Consider the following 25,311-nt stretch of genomic DNA (forward strand, 5'->3'; position numbering starts at 1 on the left):
GACTTGCATGTGTTAGGCCTGCCGCCAGCGTTCAATCTGAGCCATGATCAAACTCTTCAGTTCAAACATCTTTGGGTTTTGAGAAAACCCTAAACTTGGCTCAGCAATCGTTGGTTACATCTTTGATTTCTCGCGGAGTAACTTGTGATGCTGATAATCTGTTGACTAGCAGTCTGACTCCACAAGCACCCACACGAATTGCTTGATTCAGTTGTTAAAGAGCGGTGGATTGAGCCTTTCGTCTCAACCGAGGCGCGCATTCTACAGCGCCCCGTGTATCTGTCAAGCGGTTATTTTGGAAGTTTTCAAAGTTTTGCTTTTCAAAACCTCAACAACTTCAACCACTTGCGCTTTCGATCTCTCGTTAGCGGGAGGCGAATTCTACAGCGTTAGTCGCTGCTGTCAACACCTCTTTTTCACCGCTTTCGACCGAGAAGATCGAGCGTCAACCGAGCCAGACAACCTGCCCTGTCAACTCCTTCCGCGACTTCGATGAACTGAAGCCCTGCCTCGCCTGAAACCTTCTAACTCATTGAAACTCAAGGAGTTTTCCGTTTCGACTGCGCCGGAAGTGGGGCGAATTATAGAGACTCAGAATCTGCCGTCAACACCTATTTACAGTCTTACTCAGATTTCAGCGTGATACGCGCAAAAGCCTTCTTGCCCGCCTGGCATACATGGGTGGAACCCAGCTCATACATATAGGTGCGATCCACGACCTCACCATCTATACGCACCCCACCCGAACCCAGAAGGTCTCGCGCCATTGCCGCATTCTTGACCAATCCAGCCTTATTAAGGACTGCTGCAATTGGCATAGACTCGGAAGCAGACAGCTCGATCTCCGGCAGGTCATCCGGAAGCTCGCCATCCTTCATGCGATTACCCGCCGCACGGTGAGCATTCGCCGCAGCCTCTTCGCCATGGAAGCGGGCAACGATTTCTTCAGCCAGCTTGATTTTGATATCCCGCGGATTGGCTCCCGCCTCGACATCTGCGCGGAAGGCATTGATCTCATCCATGGAGCGGAAGCTCAAGAGCTCGAAATAACGCCACATCAACACGTCAGGAATGGAGACCAGCTTGCTGTACATGACTCCCGGCGCTTCTTGAATGCCAACGTAGTTGCCCAACGACTTGGACATCTTCTTCACACCATCCAGGCCTTCCAGCAGGGGCATGGTCAGGATGCACTGAGCTTCCTGACCATAACCACGCTGCAGCTCACGCCCCATCAGCAGGTTGAACTTCTGATCCGTACCGCCGAGCTCAACGTCTGCGCGCAATGCGACCGAGTCATAGCCCTGCACAAGCGGGTAGAGAAACTCATGGATGGCGATTGGCTGATTGGTTGTATAGCGCTTATCGAAATCATCACGCTCGAGCATGCGAGCCACAGTGTACTGGGACGTCAGGCGAATGAAGTCCGCCGGCCCCATCTTGTCCATCCAAGTGGAGTTGAAAGCCACTTCGGTCTTGGCCGGATCGAGAATCTTGAACACCTGAGTCTTATAGGTCTCGGCGTTATCGAGCACCTGTTCGCGAGTCAGCGGCGGACGCGTTGCACTCTTCCCGCTCGGATCACCAATCATCCCGGTGAAGTCACCGATGAGAAAGATAACCTGATGCCCCAGATCCTGGAACTGGCGCAGCTTGTTAATAAGCACGGTATGGCCCAAGTGCAGATCGGGCGCCGTCGGATCGAAACCAGCCTTGATACGCAGCGGTTGCCCGCGCTTGAGCTTCTCCACCAGCTCGGACTCGACCAACAGTTCTTCCGCACCACGTTTGATCAGCGCTAGCTGCTCTTCAACCGACTTCATAACAGACCCGCAAGGCTCAGATTCAAAGGGCCCCAACCATACAAGATCGCGCACCAAATACAAGGTTTGCCCAGCGCGCGGACACCAATCCGCAAGCAGAGCGCGGGCGGGCTTGCTTCAAAGGGGTTTTGGTTATATTTTATACAGTTATTTCATCTTCATCATGTCATTCATCTTTTCCAATTCATATTTTCAAAAGCCAAATTACCTATGACCACCGAACCGTCTAAAGCGCCGCCGCTTTACCCAAAGACCCATCTGCTTGCCGCAAGTGGCATCGCAGCCCTCCTTAGCCTGGCGCTCCTGGTGTTTCCTTCCAGCGATGTTGAAGCCAAAAAGACGACTCTGAGCCTTGAACTGGAAAGTCCTGCTGAACAACTGACACAAGAACAAGACGCTGTCGAAACCGCTCAAGCCACAAACGAATCGGCCTCCTCTCCTTTCGCGCAGATAGACGATGGTTCCGAAGTCACATCCGAGGCCGCCCAGGGGCAGCCTCCAGCTGTGGAAGAGAAGCCGGGACACCATGAGGTGATCGTAGCCAAAGGCGACACGCTCTCTACCCTTTTCGAAAAGGTTGGCCTGCCCGCCGCATCGGTCCACGAAGTTCTGGCCAGTGACAAACAAGCCAGGGAATTCGCTCAGTTGAGACACGGCCAGAAGCTCGAATTCGAGCTCAGCCCGGAAGGACAGTTGACCAGCCTGCGCACCCGGCTGAGTGACCTGGAAACCATTACCCTGACCAAAGATGACAAGGGTTATGTGTTCAACCGCACGATCGCCAAACCTATCGTGCGCTCGGCGTACGCTCATGGCGTGATCAACAGCTCGCTCTCGCAATCGGCCGCACGCGCCGGCCTTTCCCACAGCCTGACAATGGACATGGCCAATGTTTTTGGCTACGACATCGATTTCGCCCAGGATATACGCCAGGGCGACGAATTCGATGTCATCTACGAACAGAAAATGGTCAACGGAAAGAGCGTCGGCAACGGCCCGATCCTGTCCGCGCGGTTCACCAACCGTGGCAAGACATACACGGCAGTGCGCTACATCAACAAACAAGGCAACAGCAGTTACTACACCGCCGACGGCAACAGCATGCGCAAGGCATTCATCCGTACACCGGTTGACTTCGCCCGCATCAGCTCAAAGTTCTCCGCGGGCCGCAAACACCCGATCCTGAACAAGATCCGCGCTCACAAGGGCGTCGACTATGCCGCTCCCCGTGGCACGCCCATCAAGGCCGCGGGCGATGGCAAGGTATTGTTGGCGGGACGTCGTGGCGGTTATGGCAACACGGTAATCATCCAGCACGGCAATACCTATCGCACCTTGTACGGCCACATGCAGGGCTTCGCCAAAGGCGTGAAGACAGGCAGTACCGTCAAGCAAGGCCAAGTGATCGGATATATCGGTACCACCGGCCTGTCCACCGGACCGCATCTGCACTATGAGTTCCAGGTCAATGGCGTTCACGTCGATCCACTTGGCCAGAAATTGCCGATGGCCGACCCGATCGCCAAGTCCGAGCGCGCGCGCTTCATGGCTCAAAGCCAACCCCTGATGGCTCGCATGGATCAAGAAAAAGCCACGCTGCTGGCCTCGAGCAAACGCTAAGCCATGGCGCTTTATATTGGTGTGATGTCCGGAACCAGTCTGGATGGCCTGGATATCGCACTGCTTGAATTGACCCCGGCGATCAGATTGGTCGCCACGCACTACATCCCCATGCCCGACGCGCTACGCACTGAGCTGCTTGGCTTGTGCAGCAGCGGGCCCGACGAGATCGCCCGCTCCGCCATTGCCCAGCAGAACTGGGTACGACTGGCGGCACAAGGCATTCATGCACTGCTGGACAGCCAGAAGCTCAAGCCGGAGGATGTCAGGGCGATTGGCAGCCATGGCCAGACCATTCGTCACGAGCCCGCACGGGGCTTTACCGTGCAGATCGGCAACCCCGCACTGCTGAGCGAACTGACCGGCATTACCGTCGTCAGTGACTTCCGCAGCCGCGATGTCGCTGCTGGCGGACAGGGCGCGCCGCTGGTCCCGGCCTTTCACGAAGCGCTGTTTGACGGGCGGGCCGGCCACCGTGCCGTGTTGAATGTCGGCGGTTTCAGCAATCTCAGCCTGATAGAACCTGAAAAATCCGTGGCCGGTTTCGATTGTGGCCCGGGCAACGTATTACTGGATGCCTGGATTCACCAGCAGCGCAACGAGCATTTTGATCGCGACGGCCAGTGGGCCGCGAGCGGCAAGGTAGAGCCGACATTGCTCAAGACCCTGCTCAGCGACCCTTTCTTTCTGAGCAAGGGCCCTAAAAGTACCGGGAGGGAAGTGTTCAACCTGCCCTGGTTGACCCGGCATCTGTCGCATTTGCCCGCTTTCGCTGCCGAAGACGTGCAGGCAACATTGCTTGAGTTGACGGCGCTGACCATCGTCGAATCATTGCAAAGTGCCCAACCGTATACTGATGAATTACTGGTCTGCGGCGGCGGCGTGCACAACCGCACGCTGATGAAGCGTCTGGCCGATCTCCTGCCAGGCACCAAGGTCAGCAGCACGATTGTTTACGGCGTAGATCCGGATTGGGTTGAAGCCATGGCTTTCGCGTGGCTCGCGCATTGCTGCCTGGAAAACATTCCTGCAAATCGCCCAAGCGTTACAGGCGCAAGCGGCTTGCGCGTACTCGGCGCCATCTACCCCACCTGATTTCGCCTGGCTGATTTTCGTATAGCAAAACGCCGCAGTGCCTTGGGCACCGCGGCGTCATGTTGAAGCTACCGAGGGGCGATCAGATCGAGAACGAAGAACCGCAACCACAGGTGGTAGTAGCGTTCGGGTTCTTGATCACGAAGCGTGAGCCTTCGAGACCTTCCTGGTAGTCCACCTCAGCGCCGGCCAGATACTGGAAGCTCATTGGATCAACCACCAGACTGACGCCTTCGCGTTCGACGATAGTGTCATCTTCAGCCACCTCTTCATCGAATGTGAAGCCGTACTGAAAACCTGAACAACCGCCGCCCGTCACGAAGACGCGCAGCTTCAAACGATCATTTCCCTCTTCATCGACGAGGCTCTTCACCTTGTGCGCGGCACCGTGAGTGAATTGCAAAGCCGTGGGAGTGAAGGTTTCGACGCTCATGCTGAATATCTCCCGGCGCTGACGCCGCCATAATGCCTGATGGCGGGCATTATCCGCTTCTCCTAGAAAATTGGTCAACTATTGAAAAAGCAGCGGCAAGCTTCGAGCTTTAAGCCGCAAGCCTGAGGCTCGCAGCTTATAGCTGGAAACTGCTTCTACGGCAGCATCCCCGCATGGGACAAGCCCAGCCGCTCATCCAGGCCGAACAGGATGTTCAAATTCTGCACTGCCTGACCAGACGCGCCCTTGACCAGGTTATCAATGACCGATAACACCACGACCAGATCGCCATCCTGTGGACGATGCACCGCAATCCGGCAGACGTTGGCACCTCGTACACTGCGTGTTTCCGGGTGGCTGCCGGCCGGCATCACGTCGACGAACGGTTCGTCGGCATAACGCTTCTCGAACAGTGCCTGCAAGTCCACGGAGCGATCGGCAACGGTTGCGTACAGCGTAGAGTGAATGCCGCGGATCATTGGCGTCAGGTGTGGCACGAACGTCAGGCCGACGTCCTTGCCCGCCGCCCGGCGTAGGCCCTGGCGGATTTCCGGCAGATGACGATGACCTTTGACGGCGTAAGCTTTCAGGCTTTCCGATGTCTCGGAATACAACGAACCGACGCTGGCACCGCGACCGGCGCCACTGACACCTGATTTGCAATCGGCGATCAGACGCGAGGCATCGGCAAGGCCGGCCTCAAGCAGCGGCAGGAAGCCCAATTGCGTAGCGGTCGGATAACAACCCGGTACCGCGATCAGCCTCGCCTGCCTGATTTTTTCGCGATTGACTTCCGGCAGTCCGTAGACCGCCTCGTCCAGCAGATCAGGGGCACCGTGGGGCTGCCCGTACCATTTGGCCCACTCATCTGCGTCCTGCAGGCGGAAGTCCGCCGACAGGTCGATGACCTTGGTCCCGGCGGCCAGCAGTTCACCCGCCAGAGCGTGGGCGACACCATGAGGCGTAGCGAAGAACACTACATCGCAGGCGCCCAGAGTCTTGACGTCCGGAACGCTGAACGCCAGGCCATCGTAATGGCCTCGCAGGTTCGGATACATGTCGGCAACGGCCAGACCAGCCTCGGATCGGGAGGTAATGACCACCACCTCAGCTTGCGGATGCTGTGCCAACAGACGCAGCAGTTCGACACCGGTGTAACCCGTGCCGCCGACGATACCGACCTTGACCATAAACCTGCCCTCAACAAACCCACTGGAAAGCCGTCGATGATAGGGGCCGCGCGGCTTGCCGACAACCGCCAAGGTGACGTGTGGCCGCATGAATGACTACTATCGAACTACCGTAAACTGGGAATCACCAAAAATGCTCTATCTGTGGCTCAAAGCACTTCACATTGTCAGTCTGGTCTGCTGGTTCGCTGGCCTGTTCTATCTGCCTCGCCTGTTTGTCTATCACGCTCAAAGCGAGGACAGCGTGAGCAAGGAACGCTTCAGCATCATGGAGCGCAAGTTGTATCGCGGCATCATGGGACCCGCGATGATTGCCACCCTGGTGTTTGGTATCTGGCTGCTCAGCCTCAACGCCGGCGCCTATTTCAGCCAGGGTGGCTGGATGCATGCAAAGCTGACCCTGGTGGTGGTTCTGATCGGTTATCACCATATGTGCGGCGCCCAGGTAAAACGCTTCGCTCGCGGCGAAAACATCCGCAGTCATGTCTTCTATCGCTGGTTCAATGAAGTACCGGTATTGATATTACTGGCTATCGTCATCCTGGTCGTCGTTCGGCCGTTCTAACCTCCAATCGCACTTCATCCGGGGCACTTTCAATGTCGCTACCCGCATTGCTTGAACAACGCTTGCGCCTGCCCGTCGTGGCGGCGCCGATGTTTCTGATCTCCAATCCACAGCTGGTGCTGGCTTGCTGTCGTAATGGCATAGTTGGCAGCTTCCCGGCACTGAACCAGCGCGAAAGCAGCGGTTTCAAGATATGGCTGGAAGAAATCGAAGCGGGGCTGGCGAGCATGGCGAACCCGGCGCCCTATGCGGTCAACCTGATCGTCCACCAAAGCAATCCGAGACTCCAGGCTGACCTCGCCATCTGCATCGAGCACAAGGTGCCGATCGTTATCACCAGCCTCGGCGCAATCAAGGAATTGGTCGACGCCGTTCATAATTACGGAGGCCTGGTATTTCACGACGTGACCACACGTCGTCATGCCGAGAAAGCCGCCGAAGCCGGTGTTGACGGGCTGATCGCCGTTGCCGCCGGTGCGGGCGGACATGCTGGGACCTGGAGCCCATTTTCGCTGGTCGCCGAAATCCGCCAGTTCTTCGACAAGACCGTGCTGCTTGCGGGATGTCTGAACCACGGCCATCAGATTCTGGCTGCGCAGATACTCGGCGCTGATTTGGCCTACCTGGGAACACGCTTTATCGGCACGACTGAAAGTCACGCGCCTGACGCCTATAAAGAGATGTTGCTCACATCCCGAGCCGCGGACATCGTGCATACTCCCGCCGTGTCCGGTGTGCCGGCGAGTTTCATGCGCCAAAGCCTGGAAAACGCAGGTTTTGACCTGACCGCCCTGCAAGGCAAAAGTGACGCAGCTTCCGGTTCGAAACTCAAACCATTGAACGATGAAGCCAAAGCCTGGAAAACCGTCTGGTCCGCAGGTCAGGGCGTTGGGGAAATAAGTGATTTGCCAAACGTCGACCAGTTGGTGGCACGCCTGGATGAAGAATACCGTAAGGCCCAGGCCCGAGCGGTACAGCTTGGCGGCCGATGGCCCCGCTGAAATCGGCCTGATCAAGCAACATTAAACTTTCAATGACAAGGATGCCCGGCATGAGCGAAACCCGTTTCAACATCGTATTCGACGGAGCCCTACTGCCGGGCGTCGATGCGGCCACAGCCAAACTCAACCTCGCCAACCTGTTCAGGAGCGACATCAGCGCCATCGAGCGACTGTTCGGCGGACACAAGGTGGCCCTGAAAAGCAACCTGTCCCAAACCGAGGCGCAGAAGTATCTGGAAGCCCTCAACCAGAGCGGGATTGATGCACGCATCGAAGCCGAGCCAAGCCTCCAGCTGAATCTCGACGAAGTGCAGCAATCGTCACAGTCAACGACAGCGCGCGCCCCTGAATCGCTCATCGAGCCGATCTCCCCTTATGCGCCACCCCGGGCCCAGGTCGGTGACGCTGTTGCCGAGTACGCCACACTCAAGCCGTTCAGCTTCGAAGGACGTATCGGGCGCCTGCGATACCTGGCCTGGACCATGGCCCTGACCCTGGTCGTGATGCTGGTGGTCGGCGTGGCCTTTGCTCTTGGGGCAGCATGGATTTTCACCTCGGGTTCGATAGCTGCAATGATCGTCGGTGGTTTGCTGGCAGCGGTCGTATTCCTCGGTTTTGCCTTCGTCAGTATCCAGTTCAACGTCCAGCGCCTGCATGATCTTGGCTGGTCCGGCTGGCTGTGGCTGCTGAACCTCATCCCGTTCGTGGGCAGCGTCTTTCCGTTTGTGCTTATTTTCGCTCCCGGCAATGAAGGCGCCAATCGCTATGGCCCTCCTCCCCCACGTAACAACACCGGGGTCAAGGTGCTCGCGTCGCTCTGGCTCGTCATGATCGTACTGATCATCTTCGCCACGGTCGCTGGCGTCTTCAGTGCCATCGAACAGGATTACGGCACCGGCTCGCTGAGCAGCTATGAGAGCAGCGAATCCATGGATGAAGATGCAGCCGAACCTGCCGAAGAACCTGCCGAGGCAGAGGCACCTTCTGTAGACTCCGAGGAACAGTAAGCGCCCTTCGTTCCAGTGACAGTCAAGTCCACAGGCGACGGGCCGTTGCGATGGAGAACTGCATGACCCGTTACGCCCTGATCACTGGTGCCTCCGGTGGCATTGGCCTGGCCATGGCCGAAGCCTTGGCCAGGCGCGGCCGCAATCTGCTGCTGGTGGCCCGACAGCGTGATCGGTTGGAAAGTATTGCAATAGAATTGACCCAGCGGTTTGGCGTGGAGGTACTTTTTCGGGCATGCGACCTGGGAGAGCCGCTACGTCTTTCAGGTTTCCTGCTGGAGCTGGAGGAAAGCGAGCGGCAGATCGATCTGCTGGTCAACTGCGCGGGGATTGGTACCTGTGGCCCATTCCTGGGCCAGGACTGGATGACTGAACAGGACCTGATCGAAGTCAACATCCTCGCCCTGACACGCCTCTGTCACGCCGTCGGTAATAGCATGGCACTGCATGGGGGCGGTCAGATCCTGAACGTCGCCTCGATTGCAGCTTTCCAGCCGGGCCCCTGGATGAGCACCTACTACGCCAGCAAGGCCTTTGTGCTGCACTTCTCCGAAGCCCTGCGAGTCGAACTGAAGAAATGTGCTATCAAGGTGTCGGTCCTTTGCCCAGGCCCGACCCAAACCGGTTTCTTCGCCAAGGCACATCTCGACGAACAGAAACTCAAGGACGGTAAACTGCTGATGAGCCCGGAAGAAGTGGCGCTGTATGCCGTGCGCGCGCTCGACAGAAACCGGGCAATCATCATCCCCGGGCGCCGCAACCGCTGGCTCGCCGCGCTGCCGCGGCTAGGCTCGCGATGGATGGTGCGGAGCATCGCCGGCCTGATCAACAAGGCGTACTGCCCACGCTGAATGAAATTTGAATGGAAACCCGGGCTCAACCGCCGAACCTTCAGTACACTCGACTTCCACAACCAAAGGGAGAAACAGCTGTGGATACTTTGTTTACCAAGATCATCAACCGGGAAATCCCCGCGAATATCCTCTACGAGGATGACCAGGTCCTGGCATTCCACGACATCGCCCCACAGGCGCCAGTACATTTCCTGGTCATTCCGAAAAAGCCGATTCGCACCCTCAACGACCTGACCGAGGAAGACAAAGCACTGGCCGGGCATATCCTGTTCACAGCCCAGCGCCTCGCCAGAGAACAGGGCTGCGAGGACGGCTTCCGGGTGGTGATGAACTGCAATGAACTGGGTGGGCAGACCGTCTATCACATTCATATGCACGTACTCGGGCAGCGCCAGATGAACTGGCCACCGGGTTGATACCCTGACCCAACGCAAATCCTGAGCGGCCGATTGGGTTAAACTGGCTGCCATGATTTTTCCGGAGGTAAGCATGACTACCCAACGTCACTACTCGCCGATTGACCGCCTGCTGTTGCAAGCCGATGCCGCCATGCGCACGCTGTTGCCCTTCAGTGGTCAACCGTATCGCCCATCACCGGCCATCGTACAGCCGGATACGCAACTGAGTGACGAGCAAACCCGCCATGTTGCTGGGCTGATGCGTATAAACCATACCGGCGAAGTCTGTGCCCAGGCGCTCTATCAGGGCCAGGCGCTGACCGCAAAGCTGCCGAAGGTACGCGAAGCGATGGAGCACGCCGCCGAGGAAGAAGTCGACCATCTGGTCTGGTGCGAACAACGCATTCGCCAGCTGGGCAGCCACACCAGCGTACTGAATCCACTGTTCTACGGGATGTCATTCGGGATTGGCGCAGTGGCCGGGCTGATCAGCGATAAAGTCAGCCTCGGCTTTGTTGCGGCGACCGAGCATCAAGTGTGTAAACACCTGAATGAACACCTGGATCAATTGCCGGCGGAGGATGAAAAATCGCGGGCGATCCTGGAACAGATGCGCGAGGATGAAGAGCATCATGCCGAAAGTGCCCTGGAGGCCGGTGGTTTCCGCTTTCCAGCGCCAGTGAAATTCGGCATGAGCCTGCTGGCGAAGGTCATGACCAAGAGTACTTATCGGATCTGACGGAAGCGTCCCCGTGACAAGGTGATTTATCCCTATGCTTCAGGAACAAAAAAGGCGACTTCCGTCGCCTTTTTCAATACCCGAGATTCAGCGCGGCATGTTGCGCGCGTAGAAAATTTCCAGCATCTCATGCTTCACACGCTCTTCCACCTGATCACGCTGTTCAGCAGACAGGTTGCTGGTCGCATCGCCGAACAGGTAGTTGTCCAGCTCGAAATCCTTGAGCAGCATCTTGGTGTGGAACAGGTTTTCCTGATACACGTTCACGTCGGTCATCTGATACGCGTCGCGGGTGTCTTCGGACAGGTAGTTCTGAATCGAATTGATCTCGTGATCGATGAAGTGCTTGTGACCTTCCACGTCGCGGGTGAAACCACGCACGCGGTAATCCACGGTCACGATATCCGAGTCGAACTGGTGGATCAGGAAGTTGAGTGCCTTGAGCGGTGAAATGACGCCACAGGTCGAAACATCGATGTCCACACGGAACGTCGCAATACCGTCCACCGGGTGTATTTCCGGGTAGGTATGTACCGTGATGTGGCTCTTGTCGAGGTGGGCCAGGATGATTTCGGGCAATGGACCCGGGGACTCTTCGATCTGGCTGTCGGTCGGTGTCACCGGCTCTTCCGAGATCAGAATGGTCACGCTGGCGCCCTGGGGTTCATAGTCCTGACTGGCGATGTTCAGGATGTTGGCACCAATGATATCGACAACTTCCGTGAGGATCTGCGTGAGGCGCTTGGCGTTGTACTCTTTATTGATGTACTCGACGTAGGCCTGCTGGTCTTGCGGGGTTTCCGCATAGCAGATGTCATAGATGTTGAAGCTCAAGGTCTTTGTCAGGTTGTTGAAACCATGGAGCTTGAGTTTGCTTTTCACCGTTTGAAAACTCTCTGTGTATTGCGGCCCGGCCGCGTGATCAAGCATGCCCGTCAGATACGAATGACGCATCTGCGTAGGACGGTTAACACCTCTTCGCGATGGCGATTTTGGTTGTCTGTCCAGGCAAGCGACCGGTCAGGAGACCGGCCACTGCCCTGAAAAAAGTGGCGCATTATGCAGACGTCGGCTTCTGACCGCCAGAGCTTGCACCGCTTTTATGATGGTTGGATGTCGATTCAACCCAATTCGATGATTTCATAATCGTGGGTGATTTCAACACCCGCTGCGCCGAGCATGATCGAAGCCGAGCAGTATTTCTCGGCCGACAGCTCAATGGCACGCTTTACCTGGGCTTCCTTCAGGCCCCGGCCCTTTACCACGAAGTGCATGTGGATCTTGGTGAACACTTTCGGGTCCTCGGTAGCGCGCTCCGCATCCAGGAAGGCCTCACAGCTTTCGACAGCCTGGCGCGACTTCTTGAGAATGCTGACGACGTCGAAGTTACTGCAACCTCCTACACCCAGCAGGAGCATTTCCATCGGCCGGACACCCAGGTTCCGACCACCGGCTTCCGGCGGGCCGTCCATGACGACCACATGACCACTGCCTGACTCACCGAGGAACATGGCTTCGCCAGCCCATTGGATGCGTGCCTTCATCGCCAAGACTCCACTGTCTAAAAAAGGGTCGCCAGCTTAGCACAGCCCCCCGGCATGACAGACCTTGCCGTAGGTCGCCTGGGCCATCTCCATCCAGGTAAATTCTCGAATCAATCGGGAGTGCCTCTGTTAAGCTTGCGCCCAACAGCTGGCGTATCGCCAGCTCGTAGCGATTTGCCATTCGCGCCCATAAGAAAAACCAGACCAACACTCCGCGCAGTATTTCGGGACACAACCATGGTTGCCATTACTCCCACATTCAAGATCAAGAACCTCGACAAACTCTTGATGCATTGCCAGCGTCGGCGCTATCCAGCCAAACACAACATCATTTGCGCAGGCGACCGTTCCGAAACGCTATTTTTTATCATCAAGGGCTCGGTCACCATCCTGATCGAGGACGATGACGGGCGGGAGATGATCATCGCGTATCTCAACTCCGGAGACTTCTTCGGTGAGCTGGGATTGTTCGAACAGGCCGGCAAGGAACAGGAACGCAGCGCCTGGGTACGGAGCAAGATCGAATGTGAGGTCGCGGAAATCAGCTACAGCAAATTCAGGGAGTTATCCCTGCAAGATCCTGACATTCTTTACGTACTTAGCGGACAAATCGCACAGCGCCTGCGCAATACCACCCGCAAGGTAGGCGACCTTGCCTTCTTCGACGTGACCGGTCGAGTCGCCCGCTGCCTGTTGGAACTGTGCAAGCAACCCGATGCCATGACGCACCCCGACGGCATGCAGATCAAGGTCACCCGGCAGGAAATCGGTCGGATTGTCGGTTGCTCTAGGGAGATGGTGGGTCGTGTACTCAAGGATCTGGAGGAACGCAACCTGGTCAACGTCAAGGGCAAGACCATGGTGGTGTTCGGAACGCGCTAGACCAGTGCGCGGAATAGATCACGATAAAGTCCCTCAAGTCGCTCCAGCGCATGGGGGGCCGGGAATTTCTCGTGCAGGGCGATGTGACTCTCGGCACGCACGCGTTGCTCCAAACCGCAGGTTTCATTGAAGCGGTTGACTGCGGCGACCATCGACTCGCGTTCGTTTTCCAGCAAAAGTGCCCCATGCACCAGGCCTACCGGGCGTTGCCCCCCCTTGCTCTGACGCCAGCGCTGAGCGGTGCCGACCATTTTCCGGCCGTCGAGATTGACGTTGAATCGCCCGTCGCAAAACGCTCCGTCCACCTCGCCCAGCGAAGCCACACCGCCCAGCTCGTCCAGCAACTGGCAGATGGGATCGCACAATCGGCGATACGCGGTTTCGATCCGACCGTGGTCGCCTTCGCTACGGGGTGGTGCATAGACCAGCGCAATATTGACCGTCGCGGCCGATTGCGGCACCGGCTCGCCACCGGTTTCGCGCAGCAGGACAGGCCAGCCGTTGGCAGCCGAAACTTCGCAAGCGAGGTCGAACCCCGGCAGGCGACTCAAACGGCGCGGCATCACCAACGCACGGTCATTGGGTCGCCAGAACAGCAGGCCAAATTCGGCATCGCCCGCGCAGATACTGGCCAACAGCTCCTGTTCGGCTTGCAGTCCAGCTTCGACGCAAAGAGAGATCACCGACGGCATCGGATCAATCCAGCGCCGAACCCGTCACCGGAGTGCCACGCTCGGGGAAGAACAGGCGTTGCAACTCCGTACCCGGATTTTCGGCCCGCATGAACGCCTCCCCCACCAGGAACGAGTACACATCGCTGACTTCCATCAGCTCGACATCGGCCCGATTGAGAATGCCACTCTCGGTGATGACCAGGCGATCACGGGGGATACGCGGCAACAGATCCAGCGTAGTTTCCAGGCTGACTTCAAAGGTGTGCAGGTTGCGGTTGTTCACGCCGACCAGTTTGGTGTCGAGGGTCTTCAGGGCCCGCTCCAGTTCGTCGCCATCATGCACTTCCACCAGCACATCCAACCCCACATCCTTGGCGACGGAGGCCAGTTCGGCCATTTTCACGTCGTCCAGCGCGGAGACTATCAATAGCACGCAGTCGGCACCCAAGGCTCTGGCTTCCACGATCTGATAGGGATCGACCATGAAGTCCTTGCGAATCACCGGCAACCTGCACGCTGCACGCGCCTGCTTCAGATAGTCATCGTGACCCTGAAAAAAATCGATATCAGTGAGCACCGAGAGGCAAGTCGCACCGCCCTTCTCGTAGCTGCGGGCGATATCGGCTGGTACGAAATGCTCACGGATCACACCCTTGCTGGGTGAAGCCTTCTTGATTTCGGCAATCACGGCCGGATGTTTTTTCTTCGCCTGATTGATCAGTGCGTTGGCAAAGCCACGGGGAGCATCCGCTGCACGCGCCAGGCTTTCCAACTCGGCCAGACTGACCCGGGCCCTGCGCTCGGCTACTTCCTCAGCCTTGCGGGCCAGAATTTTTTCCAGAACCGTTGGCACGCTCATCCTTCGTTCTCCACTTTGAATACGGCAGTAAAGGCGCCCAGCTCTTCAAGCTTCTCCCGAGCCAGGCCGGTATGCAATGCGTCATGGGCCAGTTCCACGCCTTGCTTGAGGCTGCTGGCGTGGTCGGCGGCGTACAAAGCAGCACCGGCGTTGAGCACGATCATTTCCGCGGCCTTCTGGCCATTCTCGGTCTTGCGACGCCCCAGGGCATCACGGATCAACTCCAGCGACTCGGCCGGTCCACCCACGGCCAGGCCATGCAGACTCTGACTCTTCATACCCAGGTCCTCAGGTTCGACCCAGTATTCGCTGATCTGGTCATTTTTAAGTTCAGCCACGAAGGTCGGTGCCGCCAGGCTGAATTCGTCCAGGCCATCCTTCGAATGGACCACCAGAACGTGCTTGCTGCCCAGGCGCTGCAAGACTTCCACCAACGGCCGGCACAACGCCTGACTGAACACGCCCACCACCTGATGTTTCACGCCGGCCGGATTCGTAAGCGGGCCGAGCATGTTGAACAGGGTACGCAGGCCCAGGTCGCGACGTGGTGCGGCCGCATGCTTCATGGCGCTGTGATGGGTCTGGGCAAACATGAAGCCGATGCCCACGTTATCGATGCAGCGCGCCACCTGGACCGGCGTCAGGTTCAGGTAGATACCGGCCGCTTCCAGCAAGTCGGCACTGCCGCTCTTGCCTGAAACCGCTCGATTGCCGTGCTTGGCGACGGTGCAACCGGCGGCCGCGACGACGAAGGCCGAGGCAGTTGACACGTTGAAGATATTGGCACCATCACCGCCGGTGCCCACCACGTCCACAACGCCGTCCAGGGTCTTGAGTTCGACCTTGTCCGCCAACTCGCGCATCACCGAGACCGCGCCGACGATTTCGTCGATGCTTTCGCTCTTCATGCGCATGGCCATCATGAATGCACCAATCTGCGCATCCGTGCACTGTCCGGTCATGATTTCGCGCATCACGTCGCGCATCTCGTCGGTGCTCAGATCGAGATGACCAACGATACGCCCCAGGGCTGTCTTGATATCCATGGAAAGTCCTTAGCGCGTGCCGCCGGTTTGTTTGAGGAAGTTGGCGAACAGTTCGTGGCCCTGTTCGGTAAGAATGGACTCAGGGTGAAACTGCACACCCTCAATGTTCAACGTTTTGTGGCGCAGCCCCATGATTTCATCCACCGAACCGTCTTCCAGTTGGGTCCAGGCGGTCAGTTCCAGGCAGTCCGGCAGGGTTTCGCGCTTGACGATCAGGGAGTGATAGCGAGTGACGGTGAGCGGACGGTTCAGGCCCTCGAACACGCCCTTGTTTTCATGAAATACCGGGCTGGTCTTACCGTGCATGACCTGCCGGGCCCGCACCACGTCGCCGCCAAAGGCCTGGCCGATCGATTGATGGCCCAGGCAGACGCCGAGGATGGGCAGTTTGCCCGCGAAATACTTGATGGCCTCGATGGAGACACCCGCCTCGGTCGGCGTGCACGGCCCTGGTGACACCACAATGCGCTCAGGCTTGAGAGCTTCGATCTCGGCAATGGTCAATTCGTCGTTGCGCACGACCTTCACCTCGGAGCCCAACTCGCCGAGGTACTGCACAACGTTGTAGGTAAAGGAGTCGTAATTATCGATCATCAGCAACATGGCGTAAGCAACCTATTGAATTCACTGACTTTAAATACAGCCTTCGAAGAGAACCCGCACGGTGCTGCGCTTGGCCGGGCAAATCGTGCGCCAGCGAAACGGCTTTCAAACGGGCAAAGAAGGCAAATCGGTACAGGTCCGGCAAGGCCGGCAGAGAACGGTCAGGCGCGCCAACGCCAACGGGCGTGAGCCTTGATCATTTGATCCAGAAGTTTGCTGACAATCGACACGGGGGAAGTCTCGTTCATACGTCCGGGCACAGTAGCTTAGCTGGGCGGAGCGCGCAATATGAGCGAGCCGAAGGGCTTGCAAACAATCACAACGTTCCGGATGGATGGCCGAACGCAAAAGGTCTGGCGCTGTCGTTATTCCAACAACGACAAGACAAAACGGACTTTGCCCATGATCAAACAAACGTTGTTCATACCTGTCACCGCTTGCTTGCTGGCGATGACCAGCATCCACACAAGCGCAGCCCCCTACTCCAGCTTCATCGTCTTCGGCGACAGCCTCAACGACGCCGGCCAGCTCACCGACCCCGACGGCCCGGCCGGAGCGACCCGGCGCTTTACCAACCGCACCGGCCCGATCTACCTGGATGGCAGCGGCGAAGTCTATTCCGCCAATGCCACCCAACTGCTGGGTGAACGGTTGGGCTACTCCGCGGATGAAACCGCCGCCTCCACCTCGGCAGCCCGTGCCAACGCGGGACTGGCGGACGGCAACAACTGGGCCGTAGGCGGCTATCGCACCGATCAGATTCTCGACTCGCTCACCACCGTTTCCGATACCGGCGAGCGTAGTCGTGCCGGCTACCTGGCCAACGGGCTGCGCGCAGACCCGAATGCGCTGTATTACATTTCCGGTGGCGGCAACGACTTTCTCCAGGGCCTGGTATTGACCCCTCGGCAGGCGCAGGACGCCGCGGACCGCCTGGCCAACAGTGTCCAGACCCTGCAAACAGCGGGCGCCCGATACCTGATGGTCTGGCTGCTGCCCGACCTGGGCCTGACGCCAGCCTTGAACGGAACCCCTTTGCAGAATGCCGTCTCGCAGCTAAGCAATCAGTTCAACCAGCAGTTGATCACCCGACTGCAAGGTATCGACGCCGAAGTCATCCCTCTGAACATTCCATTGTTGTTGCAGGAAAGCTTCGCTGATCCCGCACGGTTCGGCTTTGCCAGCGGTACGAATCTCATCGCTACTTGCTTCAGCGGCAACAGCTGCACCGAAAACACCACCTATGGCATCCACAGCGCCACACCTGACCCGAGCAAACTGGTCTACAACGACTCGGTCCACCCTACCGAAGCCGGACAGAAGCTGATCGCCGACTACGCATACTCCCTGCTCTCGGCGCCGTGGGAGCTGACATTGCTACCCGAAATGGCTCATTCGACGCTCCGCGCCCATCAGGATGAACTGCGCAACCAATGGCAATCGGACCGGGACAGCTGGCAGGCGGTCGGCCAGTGGCGAGCGATCGTCGCGGGCGGCGGCCAGCATCTGGACCTGGACAGCCAGAGCAACAGCGCCAGCGCCGATGGCAGTGGCCAGAGCCTGAATATCGGAGGCAGTTACCGCCTCAGCGAAGCCTGGCGCGTCGGGGTGGCCGCCGGCTTCTATCGCCAGGACATGGAAGCAGGTCATAACGACTCGGACTACACGCTCAACAGCTACCTGGCCACCGCCTTTGCCCAGTTCCAGCAGAATCGCTGGTGGGCCGATGCTGCGCTGACCGGCGGCAAGCTCGACTACGACAACCTGGAACGCAAGTTCGACCTGGGCGCCAGCCAGGCACAGGAAAAAGGCGATACCGACGGTCGTCTCTGGGCGTTCAGCAGTCGCGTGGGCTACGACATTGCCCAGCCCGGCAGTGAATGGCACCTGTCACCGTTCATCAGTGCCGATTACGCGAAGGTGGAAGTCGACGGTTATTCCGAGAAGAGCAACCGTTCCACGGCCCTGACATTCGATGATCAGACCCGTGACTCGAAACGCCTGGGCATTGGCTTACAGGGCAAATACAACTTCACCCGCCAGACCCAGGTGTTTGGCGAATATGCCCACGAACGTGGGTATGAAGATGACACGCAGAAGGTGAATATTGCCCTCAACAGCCTGCCGGCCAACGACTTCACGCTTGAAGGCTATACGCCACAGAGCCACCTGAATCGCCTGAGTCTGGGGATCAGCCATAAGCTGACCAACGATCTGGCGCTGCGGGGCGGCTATACATTGCGCAAGGATGATGATTTCACCCAGCAAGGGGTGAATGTCGGGGTCAGCCTGGACTTCTGATCGACGGAACCCTGTGGGAACGAGCATGCTCGCGGTGGCGACACATCAGACATATTGTCCTTGAAAGTGCCGCCGTCAATCGCGAGCAGGCTCGCTCCCACAGTGATTGTGGCTCACAGATGCAGGCGAACTCAGTCGCGCGAAGTCTGCTCGGCCAGCGCCACGGCACGGAACATTGCCCGGCGCTTGTTCAGGGTTTCTTCCCATTCCAGCACTGGTACCGAATCGGCAACGATGCCGCCACCGGCCTGCACATGGAGTTCGCCGTTCTTGATCACGGCTGTCCGGATGGCAATGGCGGTGTCCATGTTGCCGTTCCAGGCGAAATAACCCACGGCACCACCGTATACACCACGCTTGACCGGTTCCAGTTCATCGATGATTTCCATCGCGCGGATTTTTGGCGCACCGGACAAGGTCCCCGCCGGCAGGATCGCCCGCAAGGCGTCCATGGCCGTCAGCCCGGCCTTCAACTGTCCGGTGACGTTCGACACGATGTGCATCACGTTGGAATATCGCTCGATGACCATCTTCTCGGTCAGCTTCACCGAGCCGACCTCCGAAACCCGGCCGGTATCGTTGCGTCCCAGGTCAATCAGCATCAAGTGCTCGGCGATTTCCTTGGCGTCAGACAACAGGTCCTCTTCCAGCGCCCGATCCGCTTCTTCCGTGGCGCCGCGAGGGCGAGTACCGGCAATCGGTCGCACGGTGATCAGGTTGTCCTCGACCCGCACCAACACCTCCGGCGAACTGCCCACGACGTGAAAATCACCGAAGTTGAAGAAGTACATGTAAGGCGTCGGGTTGAAGCAACGCAGTGCCCGGTACAAATCGATGGGCGCGGCCTTGAAGTCGATGGACATCCGTTGCGAAGGCACCACCTGCATGCAGTCGCCCGCCAGGATGTACTCCTTGATGGTATCGACGGCTCTTTCGTAATCGGCCTGGGTGAAGCTGGAGCGGAACACCGGGTCGGCGGCGGCTTGCTTGCCGAAGTCCAACCCCGGACGCGGGGTAATTGGCTGGCGAAGCTTTTCCAACAGCGCCTGCAGGCTTTTCTGACCTTGCTCGTAGGCATCGTCCTGAGAAGGATCCGCCAAGACAATTGCATGCATCTTGCCGGCGAGGTTGTCGAAGACTACCACCGCATCGGAAACCATCAGCAGGATGTCCGGCACGCCCAGAGGATCCGGGTTCGGACAGGTGCCCAGGCGTTTTTCCACATAGCGCACGCAGTCGTAGCCGAAATACCCCACCAGACCGCCGTTGAAACGCGGCAGGCCGGGGATGGTCGGCACGTTGTAGCGCGCCTTGAAGGTTTCGACGAAGGCCAGCGGGTCTTCGACCTCGTGGCTTTCGATCTCGACGCCGTCGTGGGTCACGCTGATGCGATGGTCATGGACTCGCAGCACCGTACGGCACGGCAGGCCGATGATGGAGTAACGGCCCCATTTTTCCCCGCCCTGCACCGACTCGAGCAGGTAGGAATTGGGCTGGTCGGCCAGCTTGAGGTAGATCGACAGCGGTGTGTCGAAGTCGGCCAGGGTTTCGCAGGCGAGCGGGATACGGTTGTAGCCGGCAGCGGCCAGGCGCAGGAATTCTTCGCGGATCATGAGGGTGCCTCGTGGCAAGAGGAGCTGACAGTCAGGTATGCAAACGCGCCGGATAACCGGCCAGGATCAAGTCAGGCGCGCCAACGCCAGCGGGCCAGGGCCTTCATGACTTTCATCCAGAGTTTGCGAGTGACCACCACGATGGCGTTTCCAGAAGAGGATTGAACAGCGTCGGGCAACGTTATCTCAGCGGCCGGGTCCAGGCAACCGGGAATTAACAGACGCAGGTCGTCGATCACCAGCGTGGGAAACTCTTCAGCGATCGGCCGGCCATGGTTGTAGCCATAACTCAGTGCCACGCACTTGACCCCTGCCGCTTTCGCCGCCAGCACATCGCTGCGCGAGTCGCCAACAAATAACGATTGGGAGGCCGGAATGTTGGCCATCTTCATGACAAAAAACAGCGCAGCCGGGTCGGGCTTCTTCTGCGGCAAGGTATCGCCGCCGATGATCCAGCGGAAGTAGCGGCCGATTTTCATCTGGTCCAGCAACGGCGCAACGAAGCGTTCCGGCTTGTTGGTGATCAGCGCCATTTCCACGCCTTGCTTGTGCAGCCACTTGAGGGTCGAGCGCACGCCGGGGTAGACCACCGTCAGCGGGTGATTGCCCTCATAGGCTTCGTTGAACAACTCCAACGCTCGCTCAGCCTCGGCGTCATCGACCCCTTGGGCGTCGATGTGGTTGGCCAGGGCCCGGCGCACCAGCATGGGCGCGCCGTTGCCGACCCAATGGCGCACCGCGTCGAGGCCGGCAGCCGGACGTCCAAGCTTGAGCAGCATGTCATCCACGGCTGCCGCAAGGTCCGGGACCGAGTCGACCAGGGTGCCATCGAGGTCGAACATCACCAGACGCGGCAGGCAGCCGGGGAACAACTGCTCGAAACCGCTCATGGGCGGGCCATAGCCAGTTCGGCGCGCATCTTCTCGATGACTTCCTTGTAGTCCGGCGCATTGAAGATCGCCGAGCCAGCCACAAAAGTGTCGGCGCCGGCAGCAGCGATCTCGCGGATGTTGCCCACGTTCACGCCGCCGTCGATTTCCAGGCGGATGTCACGTCCCGACGCATCGATCAGGGCTCGGGCTTCGCGCAGCTTGTCGAGAGTCGCCGGAATGAATTTCTGGCCGCCGAAACCGGGGTTGACGCTCATCAACAGGATCATGTCGACCTTGTCCATCACGTACTTGAGTACGTCCAGCGGTGTCGCCGGGTTGAACACCAGACCAGCCTTGCAGCCGCCTTCACGGATCAACTGCAGGGAACGATCGACGTGCAGCGTGGCTTCGGGGTGGAAAGTGATGTAGGTGGCACCGGCTTCGATGAAGTCGCCAACGATGCGATCCACCGGGCTGACCATCAGGTGCGCGTCGATCGGCGCCGTGATGCCGTATTTGCGCAGTGCCGCGCAGACCATCGGGCCGATGGTCAGGTTGGGTACGTAGTGGTTGTCCATGACATCGAAATGCACGATGTCGGCCCCGGCGGCCAGGACGTTGTCCACTTCTTCGCCCAAGCGGGCGAAGTCGGCGGAGAGAATCGACGGAGCAATGGCGAAGGGCTGCATGACGCACCTGTTTTGAACGAAATCACGATGGCGCGCATTGTATACCTCAAGATTTGGCGCGCCCACCGTGGCCGACGATCAATACGCTGCGCGGTAGATCTTCTCGATATCCGCAACGCTCAGTTTGCGTGGATTGTTACGCATCAACCGCTCGATCCCTGCCGCCTCTACGGCCATGGATGGGATCACACCTTCGGTGACACCCAGGCCGCTCAGGCCCTTGGGGATCTCTACGGCACTACATAACGCGGCCATGGCCTCCACGGCTTCGTTGGCGGCTTCCAGATCACTCAGGTGGTCGGTCTTTATGCCCATTGCTTCGGCAATGTCCCGCATCCGTTCCACGCAGGCCATTTTGTTCCACTGCATGACGTAGGGCAGCAGCATGGCGTTGGCAACGCCATGGGACACATGGAAGCGCCCCCCCAGCGGATAAGCCAGCGCATGCACCGCCCCGACCCCGGCGTTGCCGAATGCCATGCCGGCCATCAGACTGGCGGTTGCCATGTCCTCCCGGGCCTGCAGATGAGCAGGGTTGGCAAAGGCCTTGGGCAGTGCTCGGCTGATCAGTCTGATCGCACCGATGGCCAGGGCATCGGTGATCGGCGAGGCATTGAGCGACAGGTAGGACTCGACGGCATGAGCCAGCGCATCGACACCGCTGGCTGCGGTCACGCCGGGAGGACAGGTAAGAGTCATCTGCGGGCTGACCAGTGCCACGTCCGGCAACAGATAATCGCTGACGATGCCCTTTTTCAGCTGCGCAGCCTTGTCGGAGAGGATCGCAACGTTGGTGACCTCCGAACCGGTGCCCGCCGTGGTGGGGATGGCAATCATCGGCGGGCCCTTGCGGGGTACCTGGTCGACACCGAACATGTCTTGCAGCTCGCCGTGATAACCGGCGTAGACGCCCACGCACTTGGCGATATCGATGGCACTGCCGCCGCCCAGGCCGATCAGGCCGTCATGGCCGCCGTCGCGGTAGGCCTGCATGCAGTCTTCGACGATGGCGATTTCCGGGTCCGGCATGACCCGGTCGAAAATCTCGTAGTCGCGCCCGCCCAGGTGCTGCAGAGCCAGGTCTACGGTGCCGGACCTGACCAACGCGGCATCGGTGACGATCAGCGGGTTATCCACATCCAGCCGTGTCAGTTCAGCCGCCAGTTGCTCGATGGCAGCAGCACCGGTGATCAGTTTATGGGCGATCTTGAATGAGGAAAGACTCATGTGCGCGGCCTCTTGTTCGAGTATGGGCTGGCACAAGAATAGCTCGGTATTGCGGGTTGTTCTGCCATTCAGCGCCTGAATGCACCACAAACCCAATGTGGGAGCGAGCCTGCTCGCGATAGCGGAGGGTCAGTCAGCACTGAGGCAACTGATCCGATGCTATCGCGAGCAGGCTCGCACATTCGTCAGGCTTGGGCGGTACGCAGCTTCTCGCTACGCCCACGCAACCACTCCAGGGTCAGCAGCAGGATCACCGAGAAGACGATCAACAGCGTCGCCGCTGCCGCGATGGTAGGACTGAGGTTTTCGCGGATGCCGCTGAACATCTGCCGTGGCAAGGTTGCCTGCTCGGGGCCGGCGAGGAACAGGGTCACCACCACTTCATCGAACGAAGTCGCGAAAGCGAACAACGCCCCGGAGATCACACCCGGGGCGATCAAGGGCAAGGTCACCCGACGAAACGCCGTTAATGGCGAAGCGCCCAGGCTCGCAGCAGCCCGAACCAGGTTGTAGTTGAACCCCTGCAAGGTCGCCGAAACGGTAATGATGACAAACGGTACACCAAGCACTGCGTGGACCACGATCAGCGAGATGAAGCTGTTGCCCATCCCCAGCGGCGCGAAGAACAGGTAGCTGGCCACGCCGATGATTACCACCGGAACCACCATGGGTGAAATCACCAGAGCCATGACCAGCGCCTTGCCCGGGAAATCGCCACGGGTCAGGCCAATGGCCGCCAGCGTACCGAAGACCATCGCCAGCAATGTGGCCGCCGGGGCCACGATGATGCTGTTCTTCAGCGCTCGCATCCACTCGGCCGAGGCGAAGAAATCCTGATACCAGTGCATCGAAAAGCCTTGCAGCGGATACACCAGGAAGCTGCCGGAGTTGAACGACAGCGGGATAATCACCAGTACCGGCAGGATCAGAAACAGCAGGATCAACCCGCAGAGCGTGCGCAAGCAGTAGAACCACACCCGTTCGATGGAAGACATGTAAGGACTCAGCATTTCGATCTCCCCTTAGCTCAGGCGCAGACGACTGGCGCCCACCAGCCAGCTGTAAATCAGATAAAGCACGATGGTCGCCAGCAACAGCAGCCCCCCGAGCGCGGTGGCCATGCCCCAGTTGATGCTGGTGTTCGTGTAGAACGCGACGAAGTAGCTGACCATCTGGTCGTTCGGGCTGCCCAGCAATGCCGGGGTGATGTAGTAGCCGATGGCGAGGATGAACACCAACAGGCAACCGGCGCCGACACCGGCATAGGTCTGTGGGAAGTACACCCGCCAGAAACTGGCAAATGGATGACAGCCCAGGGATATCGCCGCTCGCATATAGGTGGGCGAGATGCCCTTCATCACGCTGTAGATCGGCAGGATCATGAACGGCAGCAGAATGTGGACCATCGAGATGTAGACGCCGGTACGGTTGAAGACCAGCTCCAGGGGCTTGTCGATGATCCCCATGGCCAACAGGGCACTGTTGATCAGCCCACCGGACTGCAACAGCACGATCCACGCCGCCACCCGCACCAGGATCGACGTCCAGAACGGCAGCAGCACCAGGATCATCAGCAGGTTGCTCTGGCGCGACGGCAGGTTCGCCAACAGATAGGCCAATGGATAAGCCAATACCAGGCAGATTGCGGTGATGACCAGGCCCATCCAGAAAGTGCGTGCGAAAATGTCGAGGTAGATCGCCTGGTCAGGCGTGGCCGGGGCCAGTTCGCCGAGGTCGTCGATACGATGATCGACGGACGCCAGCAGGTAATAGGGGGTGATATTGCTGGTGTTGCGACGGATCACCTGCCAATACGCGGGATCGCCCCAGCGCTCATCGAAGTTTTCAAGTGCCTCTTTATAGGAGGCCGGCTCGCTGGCAAACGGCAGCGCACGAGCGGTCTTGGTCAGCAGGCTGCGATAGCCGGCCGATTCCATGTTCAGGCGTTTGGACAGGTCGCCCAGTGTCTGATTCTTGCGAGCTTCAGCCAAGTCTTCACTGGCGGCCTTGTACACCGGTTCCCCAGGTAATCCGCGTCCATCCCATGCTGCAATCGCAGCCACGGTACGCGGCATGGTACCGACCACTTCCGGGTTGCTGACGCTTTTGAACAGCAGCGCCACGATCGGCACCAGGAACACCAGCAACAGAAACAGCACCAGCGGTGCAATCAAGGCCTGGGCCTTCCAGCGGTTGACCCGCTCGGCGCGCTTGAGCCGCTGCTTCAAGGTGGGGCTGGTGCCCGCGTTCAGTGGAACGGCGATGGCCATGGCGAA

25 protein-coding genes are annotated in these 25,311 nt (G+C 58.8%); 10 read left to right on the plus strand and 15 right to left on the minus strand.

Annotation, left to right across the window (positions count from 1 at the left end):
* Positions 1-623 precede the first annotated feature (623 nt).
* A complete protein-coding gene (gene tyrS, locus AD665_RS06790) occupies positions 624-1,823 on the minus strand; it encodes a tyrosine--tRNA ligase (RefSeq protein ID WP_053191478.1) in 1,200 nt (399 codons plus the stop codon).
* 210 nt (positions 1,824-2,033) lie between these two features.
* Between tyrS and AD665_RS06795 the strand changes: the two genes are divergently transcribed.
* Both AD665_RS06795 and AD665_RS06800 read left to right on the plus strand, forming a co-directional pair.
* Positions 2,034-3,443 (plus strand): peptidoglycan DD-metalloendopeptidase family protein, encoded by a 1,410-nt coding sequence (locus AD665_RS06795; RefSeq protein WP_053191480.1) that lies wholly within the window; start codon positions 2,034-2,036, stop codon positions 3,441-3,443.
* A 3-nt stretch (positions 3,444-3,446) separates the two neighbouring features.
* Complete coding sequence (locus tag AD665_RS06800; protein ID WP_053191482.1) at positions 3,447-4,538, plus strand: anhydro-N-acetylmuramic acid kinase; 1,092 nt, start codon at positions 3,447-3,449, stop codon at positions 4,536-4,538.
* 82 nt (positions 4,539-4,620) lie between these two features.
* Here AD665_RS06800 and erpA read toward each other — a convergent pair whose 3' ends face one another.
* The gene (gene erpA / locus AD665_RS06805; RefSeq protein WP_003177727.1) at positions 4,621-4,971 is read right to left on the minus strand and encodes an iron-sulfur cluster insertion protein ErpA; all 351 of its coding nucleotides are present in this window, start codon (positions 4,969-4,971) and stop codon (positions 4,621-4,623) included.
* Between the two features lie 155 nt (positions 4,972-5,126).
* Positions 5,127-6,161 (minus strand): N-acetyl-gamma-glutamyl-phosphate reductase, encoded by a 1,035-nt coding sequence (gene argC, locus AD665_RS06810; RefSeq protein WP_024777444.1) that lies wholly within the window; start codon positions 6,159-6,161, stop codon positions 5,127-5,129.
* A gap of 133 nt (positions 6,162-6,294) precedes the next feature.
* On the opposite strand from argC, the gene hemJ reads away from it, so the two are divergent.
* The 6 genes from hemJ to coq7 all read left to right on the plus strand — a co-directional run bounded on the left by hemJ (position 6,295) and on the right by coq7 (position 10,725).
* Positions 6,295-6,726, plus strand: a complete 432-nt coding sequence (hemJ, locus tag AD665_RS06815) for a protoporphyrinogen oxidase HemJ (protein ID WP_024777443.1) — start codon at positions 6,295-6,297, stop codon at positions 6,724-6,726.
* 32 nt (positions 6,727-6,758) lie between these two features.
* On the plus strand, positions 6,759-7,727 hold the full coding sequence (locus tag AD665_RS06820; RefSeq protein ID WP_024777442.1) for an NAD(P)H-dependent flavin oxidoreductase: 969 nt from the start codon (positions 6,759-6,761) through the stop codon (positions 7,725-7,727).
* A gap of 50 nt (positions 7,728-7,777) precedes the next feature.
* Positions 7,778-8,734: a DUF805 domain-containing protein gene (locus AD665_RS06825; protein ID WP_053191484.1), complete on the plus strand. Its 957-nt coding sequence runs from the start codon at positions 7,778-7,780 to the stop codon at positions 8,732-8,734.
* A 62-nt stretch (positions 8,735-8,796) separates the two neighbouring features.
* Positions 8,797-9,585, plus strand: coding sequence for an SDR family NAD(P)-dependent oxidoreductase (locus AD665_RS06830; RefSeq protein ID WP_024777440.1), 789 nt, complete (start codon positions 8,797-8,799; stop codon positions 9,583-9,585).
* A gap of 80 nt (positions 9,586-9,665) precedes the next feature.
* Entirely contained in the window at positions 9,666-10,004 is a 339-nt protein-coding gene (locus AD665_RS06835; RefSeq protein WP_024777439.1) for a histidine triad nucleotide-binding protein, read from the plus strand.
* A 73-nt stretch (positions 10,005-10,077) separates the two neighbouring features.
* Positions 10,078-10,725 carry a 2-polyprenyl-3-methyl-6-methoxy-1,4-benzoquinone monooxygenase gene (coq7, locus tag AD665_RS06840; RefSeq protein WP_024777438.1) on the plus strand — a complete coding sequence of 216 codons (648 nt, stop codon included), beginning with the start codon at positions 10,078-10,080 and terminating at the stop codon, positions 10,723-10,725.
* A gap of 87 nt (positions 10,726-10,812) precedes the next feature.
* Here the strand turns inward: coq7 and speD are convergent, their stop codons facing one another.
* Both speD and AD665_RS06850 read right to left on the minus strand, forming a co-directional pair.
* Complete coding sequence (gene speD, locus AD665_RS06845) at positions 10,813-11,607, minus strand: adenosylmethionine decarboxylase (RefSeq protein ID WP_024777437.1); 795 nt, start codon at positions 11,605-11,607, stop codon at positions 10,813-10,815.
* A gap of 239 nt (positions 11,608-11,846) precedes the next feature.
* Complete coding sequence (locus AD665_RS06850) at positions 11,847-12,269, minus strand: OsmC family protein (RefSeq protein ID WP_024777436.1); 423 nt, start codon at positions 12,267-12,269, stop codon at positions 11,847-11,849.
* A gap of 237 nt (positions 12,270-12,506) precedes the next feature.
* Here AD665_RS06850 and crp point away from each other — a divergent pair, with 237 nt between their 5' ends.
* Entirely contained in the window at positions 12,507-13,151 is a 645-nt protein-coding gene (crp, locus tag AD665_RS06855; RefSeq protein WP_024777435.1) for a cAMP-activated global transcriptional regulator CRP, read from the plus strand.
* Here crp and AD665_RS06860 read toward each other — a convergent pair.
* Genes AD665_RS06860 through AD665_RS06875 form a run of 4 tightly spaced genes read right to left on the minus strand, consistent with a single transcriptional unit; the run spans position 13,148 to position 16,333 of the window.
* On the minus strand, positions 13,148-13,843 hold the full coding sequence (locus AD665_RS06860; protein ID WP_024777434.1) for a lipoate--protein ligase family protein: 696 nt from the start codon (positions 13,841-13,843) through the stop codon (positions 13,148-13,150). The two genes, crp and AD665_RS06860, sit on opposite strands and share 4 nt — an antisense overlap.
* Positions 13,844-13,847: 4 nt before the next feature.
* A complete protein-coding gene (trpC, locus tag AD665_RS06865) occupies positions 13,848-14,684 on the minus strand; it encodes an indole-3-glycerol phosphate synthase TrpC (RefSeq protein ID WP_024777433.1) in 837 nt (278 codons plus the stop codon).
* Positions 14,681-15,730, minus strand: a complete 1,050-nt coding sequence (trpD, locus tag AD665_RS06870; RefSeq protein WP_024777432.1) for an anthranilate phosphoribosyltransferase — start codon at positions 15,728-15,730, stop codon at positions 14,681-14,683. The genes trpC and trpD overlap by 4 nt, the downstream gene beginning before the upstream one ends.
* 9 nt (positions 15,731-15,739) lie before the next feature.
* Entirely contained in the window at positions 15,740-16,333 is a 594-nt protein-coding gene (locus AD665_RS06875; protein WP_024777431.1) for an aminodeoxychorismate/anthranilate synthase component II, read from the minus strand.
* A 402-nt stretch (positions 16,334-16,735) separates the two neighbouring features.
* Here AD665_RS06875 and estP point away from each other — a divergent pair, with 402 nt between their 5' ends.
* A complete protein-coding gene (gene estP, locus AD665_RS06880) occupies positions 16,736-18,634 on the plus strand; it encodes an esterase EstP (RefSeq protein ID WP_053191670.1) in 1,899 nt (632 codons plus the stop codon).
* Between the two features lie 131 nt (positions 18,635-18,765).
* Here estP and trpE read toward each other — a convergent pair whose 3' ends face one another.
* The 6 genes from trpE to AD665_RS06910 all read right to left on the minus strand — a co-directional run bounded on the left by trpE (position 18,766) and on the right by AD665_RS06910 (position 25,305).
* Positions 18,766-20,247 (minus strand): anthranilate synthase component I, encoded by a 1,482-nt coding sequence (gene trpE, locus AD665_RS06885; protein WP_024777429.1) that lies wholly within the window; start codon positions 20,245-20,247, stop codon positions 18,766-18,768.
* 71 nt (positions 20,248-20,318) lie between these two features.
* Positions 20,319-21,137, minus strand: coding sequence for a phosphoglycolate phosphatase (locus AD665_RS06890; protein ID WP_024777428.1), 819 nt, complete (start codon positions 21,135-21,137; stop codon positions 20,319-20,321).
* Positions 21,134-21,808, minus strand: a complete 675-nt coding sequence (gene rpe / locus AD665_RS06895; RefSeq protein ID WP_024777427.1) for a ribulose-phosphate 3-epimerase — start codon at positions 21,806-21,808, stop codon at positions 21,134-21,136. The genes AD665_RS06890 and rpe overlap by 4 nt, the downstream gene beginning before the upstream one ends.
* A gap of 78 nt (positions 21,809-21,886) precedes the next feature.
* Positions 21,887-23,035 (minus strand): iron-containing alcohol dehydrogenase, encoded by a 1,149-nt coding sequence (locus tag AD665_RS06900; RefSeq protein ID WP_053191486.1) that lies wholly within the window; start codon positions 23,033-23,035, stop codon positions 21,887-21,889.
* A 185-nt stretch (positions 23,036-23,220) separates the two neighbouring features.
* Positions 23,221-24,045, minus strand: a complete 825-nt coding sequence (locus AD665_RS06905; RefSeq protein WP_024777425.1) for an ABC transporter permease — start codon at positions 24,043-24,045, stop codon at positions 23,221-23,223.
* Between the two features lie 12 nt (positions 24,046-24,057).
* Positions 24,058-25,305 (minus strand): ABC transporter permease, encoded by a 1,248-nt coding sequence (locus AD665_RS06910; protein ID WP_024777424.1) that lies wholly within the window; start codon positions 25,303-25,305, stop codon positions 24,058-24,060.
* Between the last annotated feature and the right edge of the window lie 6 nt (positions 25,306-25,311).

The organism is Pseudomonas corrugata, from assembly GCF_001269905.1.
Taxonomy (GTDB): domain Bacteria; phylum Pseudomonadota; class Gammaproteobacteria; order Pseudomonadales; family Pseudomonadaceae; genus Aquipseudomonas; species Aquipseudomonas corrugata.